General features: G+C 59.7%; 9 protein-coding genes and 1 pseudogene. 5 read left to right on the top strand and 5 right to left on the bottom strand.

Features of this window, described 5'->3' with window-relative positions:
• The first annotated feature begins 393 nt into the window (after positions 1–393).
• From ABVK50_RS29540 to ABVK50_RS29530, 3 genes are all read left to right on the top strand, one after another.
• Positions 394–669 (top strand): WGR domain-containing protein, encoded by a 276-nt coding sequence (locus ABVK50_RS29540; RefSeq protein WP_353646265.1) that lies wholly within the window; start codon positions 394–396, stop codon positions 667–669.
• Between the two features lie 729 nt (positions 670–1,398).
• Positions 1,399–3,219 (top strand): caspase family protein, encoded by a 1,821-nt coding sequence (locus ABVK50_RS29535; protein ID WP_353646264.1) that lies wholly within the window; start codon positions 1,399–1,401, stop codon positions 3,217–3,219.
• Positions 3,216–4,184, top strand: a complete 969-nt coding sequence (locus tag ABVK50_RS29530; RefSeq protein ID WP_353646263.1) for a hypothetical protein — start codon at positions 3,216–3,218, stop codon at positions 4,182–4,184. Before ABVK50_RS29535 ends, ABVK50_RS29530 begins: the two co-directional genes overlap by 4 nt.
• A gap of 524 nt (positions 4,185–4,708) precedes the next feature.
• Here ABVK50_RS29530 and ABVK50_RS29525 read toward each other — a convergent pair.
• Both ABVK50_RS29525 and ABVK50_RS29520 read right to left on the bottom strand, forming a co-directional pair.
• Positions 4,709–5,035, bottom strand: a complete 327-nt coding sequence (locus tag ABVK50_RS29525; RefSeq protein ID WP_353646262.1) for a single-stranded DNA-binding protein — start codon at positions 5,033–5,035, stop codon at positions 4,709–4,711.
• Between the two features lie 85 nt (positions 5,036–5,120).
• Entirely contained in the window at positions 5,121–5,615 is a 495-nt protein-coding gene (locus ABVK50_RS29520) for a hypothetical protein (protein ID WP_353646261.1), read from the bottom strand.
• A gap of 100 nt (positions 5,616–5,715) precedes the next feature.
• On the opposite strand from ABVK50_RS29520, the gene ABVK50_RS29515 reads away from it, so the two are divergent.
• Positions 5,716–6,246, top strand: coding sequence for a helix-turn-helix transcriptional regulator (locus tag ABVK50_RS29515; RefSeq protein WP_353646260.1), 531 nt, complete (start codon positions 5,716–5,718; stop codon positions 6,244–6,246).
• Positions 6,247–6,349: 103 nt separating this feature from the next.
• On the opposite strand, the gene ABVK50_RS29510 is transcribed toward ABVK50_RS29515, so the two are convergent.
• From ABVK50_RS29510 to ABVK50_RS29500, 3 genes are all read right to left on the bottom strand, one after another.
• Positions 6,350–7,084 (bottom strand): hypothetical protein, encoded by a 735-nt coding sequence (locus ABVK50_RS29510; protein WP_353646259.1) that lies wholly within the window; start codon positions 7,082–7,084, stop codon positions 6,350–6,352.
• A gap of 1,140 nt (positions 7,085–8,224) precedes the next feature.
• On the bottom strand, positions 8,225–8,575 hold the full coding sequence (locus ABVK50_RS29505) for a single-stranded DNA-binding protein (protein WP_353646257.1): 351 nt from the start codon (positions 8,573–8,575) through the stop codon (positions 8,225–8,227).
• A 748-nt stretch (positions 8,576–9,323) separates the two neighbouring features.
• Positions 9,324–9,614: a hypothetical protein gene (locus ABVK50_RS29500; protein ID WP_353646256.1), complete on the bottom strand. Its 291-nt coding sequence runs from the start codon at positions 9,612–9,614 to the stop codon at positions 9,324–9,326.
• A gap of 22 nt (positions 9,615–9,636) precedes the next feature.
• Between ABVK50_RS29500 and ABVK50_RS29495 the strand changes: the two are divergent.
• Positions 9,637–9,890, top strand: a pseudogene (locus tag ABVK50_RS29495) (hypothetical protein).
• Positions 9,891–10,151: the final 261 nt, after the last annotated feature.

Genomic DNA, 10,151 nt, shown 5'->3' with positions numbered 1-10,151 from the left:
GCCCGCTGATCCTTCAGGAACGATATTTTTGGGTTTCCCTCGAAATTATCGTCACTATCACCCGATTCTATCGGCTCCGGCAAGAAATATTGAGTTAACAAAAGGTTAACGAGAGTGGCCAGACATTTTGCCCAGCTACTTGCGCGGCGCGATCAGCCCTAACAATCTGTTTTTGTTGGTGAAAGGACGGGAATGTACGGCTGACAAGTGGAATTCGGTCTGAAGTTCCCGCAAGGGCCTTCGCGGCTGAAGCAGGGACCAGTGGACCGCCTCCGCTCCGTGGGATGCGTCGTTTTTCTTGGCAACGCAATCATCAACGGTGTGAATCTCTCAGCTCCGAACGATTCAGCCAATGAATTGGACATGGGCTCCGGTTGTCGGTGACAATCGGCCATGGTCGAGCCGAAACTCCAGATCGTCCTGCAGCGACGTGATTGCGCGTGCAACCTCGCACGCTTCTATGTGCTCGCCATAGAGCCGTCGCTGTTCGGGGATGCGGTGCTTGTTCGAGCATGGGGGCGGATCGGCTCGACAGGGCGGCAGCGTCTTGATCTCCACGCGTCGGCCGGTGAAGCCGGCGAGGCGCTCGAGGCTTGGCTGGCCCGCAAGATCCGACGGGGCTATACGCCCGTCGTCTCCAACGTCGAATTCCAGCCGGAGCGTCCATAGCCAGTTTAAGCGGAGGCTATTGCGAATGGCTGCAGCGGCGTAGGAATCGTCCGTCATCAATGCACGACAGGATCACCACTCACCCCGAGACAGTCCGTTGGCAAGGACGCATAAGGGTGGGAGAACGACTATGGAATTGCGTCGCCATCAAACGAGGAAGGGCAGCTATGGGGTCATTTCGCGTTCCCGGAGAGGGCACAGTCGGGCAGCCTCCAAGCGTCGCCACCGGCCAAAGTGGGTCGTGTAACCTACTCGAATGAACCTTCGGCCATTGGCCGCCGAAACTCACTTCCGCTTCGCACAGAGGAGTACTTCGGCCCTGCCCTCGGTGCACTTCCGCTGTCGGACCCGTTTCGGAATTCGGGTACGAGTACAGAATGGCGCAAATCGGTCCCATTGCCGACGTTCCCTGATCGATTTTCCTTCCCGAAACGGGGTGTTGGGGGCAACCAGCGCCCATGGTTTGGCAAAGTGGTTGGGACGACGAAGTCGAATGAGTTCATCCATCCGCAATCCGCCCGTCGAGACGACCCAGCAGCATGTCGTTCGCCTGTCGCTGTTGCGCATTCGTCATGGGTAACTGTCTGTATCAGCTATGGCACGGCGCGCCGGCCCTTGCGACTGCAGACCACTCGGCGGTAAGCTTGACAGCGGGGCACTGGACCGGCCGGAGACTCGGCGGCGCGACAAACGCCTCGAGGGCAACTCCATTGCTCGGGAGGGGGCAACGTGAGAAGGCGCGATTTCCTCATCCTGGGAGCGTCCTTAGCGGGGACAATTGCGGCACGACCTAGTTTCCCCCAGCAGACGCTTGTTCGCGCCGCCGTGGTCATTGGCGTGGACAAAGCAGGAAACCTGCCTGCCCTTAGCGCTGCCGCTTCAGGAGCAAGAGCCATGGCCGACTGGCTCGCCTCGGAGGGGTTCGAGGTCAAGCGATTCACAGACGACGCCGGGGAGGTCCGGGTCACGCAGATCGTGGACGTGGTCCAGGAGCTGGTGGAACGTGGCACCCTCGATCAGCTCGTCATCTACTTTGCCGGCCACGGCTTTCTCCACTCCTATTCTGAACACTGGATGCTATCGCGGGCGCCAGACAACTCCAACGAGGCGATCAGTCTGCTGGAAAGCTGGTACCAAGCGAAGCAGTCAGGCATTCCCAATGTTGTTCTAATCTCCGATGCATGTCGTTCCACGCCGGACAGCCTCAACATCGGGCAAGTGCGAGGAAGCGTGATCTTTCCAAATCCTCGCCAGCCACCGGATTCTGTGGTGAAGGTGGACCGGTTCCTGGCGGCACTTCCCGGTAGCCCCGCTCTGGAGGTCCCCATCGGTAACAATGTCCGCCAGTTCGAGGGCATTTACACCAGCACCTTTCTCGATGCTTTTAAGAAGCCGGACGCCGACATGATCACCGCTCTGCCCAGCGGCGAGCGCGTAGTGCCAAACCGGCAGCTGGAGGCCTACCTTCTTCGCGAGGTGCCGCGGCGGGCTCAGGCGCGGAACATCACGCTGAACCAGGTGCCGGACAGCGAAGTCGTTTCCGATCCCATGACCTATATCGGCCGGGTGGTGTCACAGCCTCAGATTTCTAGTCCTCAGCGGGACTCGCAGGCCTCGATTTTCGACGTGTTAAAGAGCGAGTTGAGACAGGTCTATCCTTTCAGTTCGTTGCCCCCCGGCCCCACTGCGAGCTTTCCGGCGCAGGTCGAGGAAGTGGCGGAGGTTTCGGGGTACCGTGCCGCACAGACTTCCATCTTTGAGGCCGCCCGGGCGGTGGATGCGGGGATCGGTACAGGCTTTTCCATCTCTGGCGGCGAGCTCGTACAGGCCGTGGCAGGGCCGGACGTGCAATTGGAGATTGTCTCCAGCAACGTCATCTCCGTCAACTTAGGGGCTGCGCCTGCCGCAAGCGTCGCTCTGCAATTTGCGGACGGCTCGGGCGCCGTTGTTGCTGTGCTTAGGGATTTCGTCGGACGTGTGGTGGTCGGCGAGCGGGGCGTGAGCAACGTAAGCTACGATCTGGGTGGCTACGTCGAGGATGACATCGTGAGGCTCCGCTCGATCGTCGCCGCATCGGCTCAGTTCGGCGTGTTCAAAATCGCGGGAGAGGGGGAGACGCAGGACCGCAACGCGCAAGCGCTGGCCGACGCTGTGCGCATGGGAAAAGGTGCCGACCCGACGCTTGGCCTTTATGCAGCGTATGCCTATCACGATGCCGATCTTATCGGGCAGCTGCGCTCGGTGGATGAGATTATGCAGGGCAATCTCGGCGGCGTCAGGCTCTTCGACGTCGCCATGCTGGCCCAAGGTTTCCCTGCATCGGATCGGAACGGCGGAACCCCGTTCCAGGAGGCGTTCAATCGTGGAGATTTGGTGCCGTTCTGCCCGATGCTCTCCCAAGGCTGGGCCTTCCTGCGGGTGAAGAGCGTTGCTCTCCCGCCCAACGTCGACGCAGCTCGCGACCATCTCCTGCCGTCCCTTTGGACCACCTTCGACGCCGGCGGCATTGAACTCATCATTTCCGCACTGCACGAGGGAGGCCTAAGATGACTGTGCCTTTCGGCATCGACCGCCGTGAATTCCTTCTCCTCGCCGGCGCCGCCCTGAGCACCGTTTTCGCCGATCCTGCCGCGGCGAGCGCCGGGCGGCTCGTTCTCGTGCATGGGCGTTCGCAGCAGGGACAAAATCCAGACGAGCTGAAGTCAAACTGGCTGGATGCCGTCAAGAAGGGCGCGCAGGCCGCCGGCGTGGCCATCCCCGACGACCTCGATGTGGCCTTTCCCTTTTACGGAGACCAACTCGACGAGTTTGCTCGCCAGTTTGACATCCCGCTCACGTCTGACATCCATTCGCGCGGCAGCGGCCCCCAGGAGGAGTTCCTCGCCTTCCAGGCGGAGGTGGCCCAGGAGATATGGGAGAAGAGCGAGGTCACTGACGCGCAGGTCGATGCGGAATACGGCGCGAATCCCAAGCCGCGCGGGCCACTCAACTGGGAGTGGGTGCAGGCGATCCTGCGCGCGATCGACAAGTTCGGCGGCGGCGCCACCCAGTCCTCAATCGAGACCTTCACGCGCGACGTCTTCCTCTACACGACGCGCGCCGGAGTGCGCGATGTGGTTGACGAGATCGTCGGCCGCGCCTTCACGGAGGAGTCGACCGTCGTCGTCGGCCACTCGCTTGGCTCCGTCGTCGCATATAATGTGCTGCGGGGGGACCGCCGCAATCTCCAGATCCCGCTATTAGTGACGGTAGGCAGCCCGCTCGGCATACGCCCCATCCGCGATCAGTTCCGCCCGCTTAAATATCCGCCTCCTGTGCGGGCCTGGTACAACGCTTACGATGACCGAGATCTCGTCGCGCTCTATCCGCTTGACCGTGGCAACTTCCCGGTGACGCCGGACATCGAGAACTATGCCGAGGTGATGAACCACACCGACAATCGCCACGGCATCGCCGGCTATCTTGACAATGCGGAGGTGGCCAAGAGGATCGTGGACGGGCTGAATTCTGAATGACAAAGCAACACTGGAATCAATATATTGAGCCTACTGGCCGGCGGGCAGATTGCTCTCGGAATGCCGCCGGCTATCCAGGAGATTGCTGAAAAGTGCAGAGTTAGCAGCCGGTCCTCTATCCTCATGCTTTGCGATGATTGCAACCGGCTCCAGACCCGGTGGGAATTTAAAGACGACGGTCTGGGTCTACCTTTCGCGCTTGCCCGGCTGGAATGCAGGCGGAGTGGCAAAGTGCTCGACGCTTTGAGGCAAAAGGAGTCTTGGCTGCTGCGCATCAGCCGCCACTTAGTTTGGCCTCCAGGCGCGCCGCCTCAGGCACCCCCCGCGCGAACTAGTGCAGCAAGAATCTGATCGACATGGTTCCGCTTAGCGTTCCGGCCTGAAACGCTGCCGGTTCGATTTCGCGCATCCCGGGACGATCCGTGGTCGACCGCGAATTTCCGCATCATCTCCAAAACCCGTGACGCAAAGTACGGCGAGTTTGGAGTCCTGTCGACTGGCGGGAGGTTGGCCGCCGCCGGCGATTAGTTCTTGGAAATGTTCGGCGCCTGGAAGGCATTGAAGGTCGTTGCGACTAGATCGGTCGTGTAGATCGTCTCGCCGTCCTTTTCGTAGGAAGAGTTGCTGATGCGGCCTTCGGCAATGACCGGCTGGCCCTTGGAAACGTTATCCTTGATCCAGGCTGCCTGCTCATCGAACACAGTGACCGTGACCCAATCCGTCCTGGTTTCCTTTTTGCCGGCGTCGTTGGTCCAGGTGCGATCGGCGGCGATGCTGACCTTGACCGCCTTGTTGAAGCTGGTGATGCTGCCGACATTGCCGGCGACGGTGAAACGATTGATGCTGCGCATATTGATCCCTCTGCAACTTTAGTGGCTCGATTTTCGCCCGCACGTAAATTAGAGTGTCATGATAATGTGAGGCTGGGGACAACAACTATCTGTTGAGGTTGAACCATGCCTTTTGGCGCAAGCCGGCTGCATCGGAGTATTCGATGAACCAGGGTTTTTCGCGCCTTGGGCGGGACATGCTGACAGTCTGCTCGCAGCTCTCGCGGTCGCGGCGATTGGTGACGGGTTGGAAGCCAGGCCTGCCGATACGTTGCCTGAGGCAGACGTTGTTGCGCTTCTCGCACTTGTTCGGTTCCGAGCGGTTGCCGTCGTGCCCGACATCGCTGTAGCCGACGCTCCAGCCTTCCGGGCAATCGTCGTAGCGTTCCATTCTGGCGGCGGAGGAATTGGCGTCGGGGCAGGTCGGCCAGGAAAAACCGGGGAGTTCCATGGCAGCGAGCAATTTGTACATGGGAGGGTGGCAGCTGGGCGTCGCTTGCCAGTTGCCGGACACGCAGAGGAGGACCTGACAGCCCCATTCGGATGCCGGCGCGCTGCTGGCGTAAAGGGAGGCGGCCGTTATGGCGGCGGCATAGAGCAAGGATTTGGTCAACGGGAGCTCCTTTCACGGTCGGAACAGTTGATACTTTAACTGTTTTCTTGCGGCTGTGAAGGGAGATTTGTATGGGACTTGGACGGCAGTGGAAAAATACGATCCGAGAACGGCTTTGGAAAATCCCGAGCGCGACGCGATGCAGGCTCAAATTGCGGCAAAACTCGAAGAAGAACGCACGCGGCGCAATCTATCGAATAGAGATTTTGTTGCGCTGATTAAAAGCTTTGCCAGCGAGAAGGAATTCTCCTACCGAACGTACTATCTGACGATGCGGCAAGGGCAGAATCTGACGCTCGCAACGGTCGCGTTGTTCGCACAGGCCCTTCAAATCAGCATAGCAGAACTGCTGCTGCCGCCGGCTGTCCTGGAACCATGGATGAAGCGGCTCGACCTGCAGCAAGTCAAGGACAACATCGCGCGCGCTGTGGACGGCTACCGGAAGCGCAAGAACTTGATGAAGAAGGACGTTGCCGACCTGATCGGCATCTCGGTCGTCACCTATTACAAAATCGAGCAGGCGCAACAGAATCTGACACTGGCGATAATCGGCTTGATCGCCAGCCGGCTCGGCATGTCTACGGCAGCTCTGCTGCTCGGCCGCGTCTCCAAGCGCTGATTTTTTGCGTTGCCTGGCACAAGCGGACCCGCCAGGCTTGTTCAGAAGCCCCTTTGCGACGGTTCGACTGGATGCGGGATGGCTGTTTTAGGCGCCCCAGCCGTCAGCCGGACGGTGGTTTGCGACCAGCAAACCGCTGAAAGCGGCCCGAAGGGCCACCCGTCCGGCTGTAAGAAGGCTGTCCGCTTCCCTGTTTATGGCCGAAGGTTCCTGAGGACGCCGCTTTTTTGAAGGCTATCGGATAGAATTTAAGACCGAGGTTCGGCCGAAATTTTTGAAGCCACGCCAGCCAGCGCTGGCACGCTATTTTCAGAAGGTTCGGCAGGTGCTTGGCGCGCCACTGCGGGCGCTCGGTGACCGCGAGGAGGCCAAGACGGCGAGCCCGGCGCAAGGCGTTGCGAACCGTAGTGACGCCGACGCCGGCGCGATCGCCGATCTCCTTGACGCTCGAGCTGCAGGAGCCGTGCTGGCGGCAATCCGAAGCGACGATGTAAAGTGCCGCCCGTTCGCCCTCCGTGAAGCAATCGCGGACAAAGGGGGGCAGGGCGGCCATGTCGCCCAGGCGCCGTTTCCTCGCCCAGCGGATTGGGCAACGTGCGCCGCTGGCGGCCTGGTCGCGCGACTGCTCGGATTTCGGGCGCTGTGGAAAGTAGGTGCGCGCCGGCGGCATGCGCTTTTCACGAGCTTCAAGCAGCATTGATCGCCGCAAGGATGCCCCACCGGTGAGCTCCTGAACCTCGCTGTCGTTCAATTGTCCGTCGGCGTATCCTCGCCATATCAACGAAAGAAAATGGTCGAGCTGCTTGATCGTCGTGATGTCGGCAAGCCACTGGCCCATCTGACTGTGTATCGTCACCGCGTCTTCCTCTTGCTCGCGGCAAAGAAAATCCGTGGCGCGAAGGCGCGTTTTCCTGTTGCGTCTGTCGGGAGGAGTAGCTAAGTTCGCCGGTGACTTGTTTTGTGGCGATTGGCGGAATTGGCGTTCCGTTAGTTACCAAACCCTCTTGGAAATCCGGCCTTCGCGCCGGGTTTTTTTTTGCCTGTTTGTCAACTCTCCTACGATTCGATGATTTGCCACGGTAAGCGGTCGAGCGAATAAGTTAAAGTAAAAACCCATTGCCAATTAGCCAGCCCGCATCCGGGAGGCTGCTGGTTCGATTCGGTGCGGTTAGACGGCTGATTTCTTGGCGTGCGTGGTGGTATCATTGCCCTGAAATCCTCGGTCCTGGGCGCGTATCGATATGACGAAAGACCAGATTTCCGTGCCGGCACAGGCGGCAGACCTCAAGCGCGACATTGCGCATGAGATCTACCAGCCATAGAAAAGTTCGGCGCCACGCCGGAGCTGCTTGGCGTGATCGGCAGCTGGAGTGAAGGGGAGGGGGACGACATCGTCTTGAACCATCTTGCGGGCGTGGAACCGCGACGGCACCGTTTTTTTAAAGGTGATCTGTCGCCGCGATGACACCGCGCTCTAGGCCTGCAATACCGGTCGGGCCGTCCTGTCAGCTAGGGCGTCATTCGGGCGACCGTTGAGACCCGCAAGCCGGATATTTTCGATGATTGTGCTTATGTCGGCGTGCGACTGGAGGGATCGGCTTTGTAAGGCAGCCGCCGCCACGGCAGGCTATCAGTCCTTTTATCGCCCAATGCACTCCTGGCGGGCGCGAGTGCGTTGCGTCCTCTCAATCAGAACATCGGGGTGATGATCCCTTTCGACCTGGAGAAGGAACCAGTTACGGGCCTCTATCGCCGCTGCCATGTCAAAGTGTGGAAATGGATATCTGACGATTGGCACACGGCCTGGATATGTGTTGATCTCTTCAAGGTCGTAGCCGAGGCTATCCTTGTAGACGCAGAAGTCCGGCCCCTCTTGGCTGATGTAGCGGATTTTCATCTGATAAAGCCTCAATGTAGAGCTTCGAAAGGTCCTCGCTGGAATGAAAGGGCAGGGCGGCTTTCGCCGCCCTGTTTGTTGTTATTCCTCGCTGTCGTCGGTGTTTTCCTTGGCCTCGGAGCGGGGATGGACGCGAGTGAAGATGGCCGCGATCACATCGGTTGTGTAGATCGTCTTGCCGTCCTTTTCGTAGGAAGAGTTGCCAACCCGGGCCTCCACATAAACGCTGTCGCCCACGTTCACATTGTTCCTGATCCAGTCGGCGCGCTTGCCGCTCAGGATCGATACCGTAACCCAGTCGGTGCGCTTTTGGCGCCTGCCCTTCTCGTCGGTCCAGTTCCGTTCGGTGGCCACCGAAACCTTGAGCAGCTTGTCGAGTTCGGTGACCTTGCCAACGTTTCCGAGCAGGGTAAGGCGGTTGATGCACTGCATTTTCGTCTCCTATCCGCAATGGGCGAAGCCACTTCCCTTTGATCTGATGAACGGCCTCGCTGTTCATCGGAGCGAAGGGAGGTGGGCGCAGCCCGCCGAGTGTCCGGGCCGCGACCGATCAAGGGGTCGTGAGCAGCAAAAACGGAAGGTTCGGCGCGTAGCGTTGAAGGCCGCTTTTGTGTCAGCAAACGACAAACGGCCCTGGCCGTGCCTGCCCCTTGACTGGGAAAGGCCCGGGCGCTTTGGCGGATATGTCATTCAAGGGAAGATCCCGGCCGCACTCTTGCGGCCGTCCGTTCGAAACTCCACCGTCCTTCTGTGGACGGCGACCACAACCGTCGCCCGCGGGCCGTCTCTACGGCGCAGTTTGGAATGCGCGTTCCGGCCGCGGGCGCCGCGAATGCCAATTCGCGGTCTTGCAAGAGCGATCGTCACCCGAATGGGCCGAGACGGCCGTCAGGCTGGCTTGGTGAGCGCAGCGAATAGAGCGCGGCCGCGAAGCGGCTTGCCCGCACTTGCTGAAACCATCTTGTGATACAAAGCTTCGCATCGAGAGGAGAGGCCTATGTTCGGAATCATGATCCGTTCACCGCATCGCAATGTCCCGGCGGTTATATTTGTTGTGTTGTTTGTCGCGGGACTGACGGTGCTGCTGCTGTCATGAAACGGCTGGCTACGCAGCCTGCGCAGCTCTGAAAAGTGACGCTGGATCTCGAGGCTATTTTCGAGACGCCGAACCCTTGTTCGATCAACCTTGCTGCAAATCGGGAACCTCGTCGAATGAACATGTGGCCAGAACCCGGCCACACCTGTCTTTTGAACGGGCTCTGCATGAAATCGGTCGATCCGCGGTCCATTTGATCAGCATGGTGCAGGCGGGATCTCGCAAGCAATGGACTGCCTCGAACGCGAACGCGCGTTGCGAGAAATCGCACGCATCGGCGCCGTACAACCTGATTTCGGTTCCCGACCTGACATCGCGGAGCGTATCGCCGTCGACCACGTCGGCATAGAAGGCGGAGAGGTTGGGGCTGTTCATGGTACAAACGTGAGTGACATTCATGGCGGCAAGCAACAATCGGCGCATGAAGGCGAGCGAGGTTCCGGCGTTTGTTGATGCGATCATCAAGGCAGGCTGCGACATCTGCGCCGTCGGCCATGACAAATACGTGCTCGAGGACGCCGACCTGTCGCCGGCGGAACGGGAGATCGTGTGGCCGAAGATTAAGAAGATCGACGAGACTTACGGCGCGATCGCGATTTCCTCAAGCTGGAAATCGTTGCCTACCTGCGATCGATCGGCCGCTATCTGTAAGAAGGGATGACGCAGGACCGCCCAAGGCACCTTCTGGCTGGCGCCTTGTCGAGGTCGTGGTGGCCCGGCATGCTATCGGCTCGAACACACACCAAGCTGGGCCAGGTGCGCCTGCTCGATCGCCGCTATCTGCTCCTCCAATTTGTCCGGGCACGACCCCGCTCTGCTGCGGCGATTTTATGTTCAACTCGTCGAAGTCGAAATGCCCACCTGAACGAAATTAGCGCATTCTTGCAATTAACGGCCAAGCGACACCGCATG

This window comes from Mesorhizobium sp. WSM2240 (assembly GCF_040438645.1).
GTDB lineage: Bacteria > Pseudomonadota > Alphaproteobacteria > Rhizobiales > Rhizobiaceae > Allomesorhizobium.
This window is presented reverse-complemented; position numbering and strand designations above follow the sequence as displayed.

Bases quoted from the DNA above. Each gene is read 5' to 3' on its own strand.
- ABVK50_RS29540 (WP_353646265.1), top strand. From the start codon at position 394: ATGGTCGAGCCGAAACTCCAGATCGTCCTGCAGCGACGTGATTGCGCG.
- ABVK50_RS29530 (WP_353646263.1), top strand. From the start codon at position 3,216: ATGACTGTGCCTTTCGGCATCGACCGCCGTGAATTCCTTCTCCTCGCC.
- ABVK50_RS29525 (WP_353646262.1), bottom strand. From the start codon at position 5,035: ATGCGCAGCATCAATCGTTTCACCGTCGCCGGCAATGTCGGCAGCATC.
- ABVK50_RS29510 (WP_353646259.1), bottom strand. From the start codon at position 7,084: ATGGGCCAGTGGCTTGCCGACATCACGACGATCAAGCAGCTCGACCAT.
- ABVK50_RS29505 (WP_353646257.1), bottom strand. From the start codon at position 8,575: ATGCAGTGCATCAACCGCCTTACCCTGCTCGGAAACGTTGGCAAGGTC.
- ABVK50_RS29500 (WP_353646256.1), bottom strand. From the start codon at position 9,614: ATGAACAGCCCCAACCTCTCCGCCTTCTATGCCGACGTGGTCGACGGC.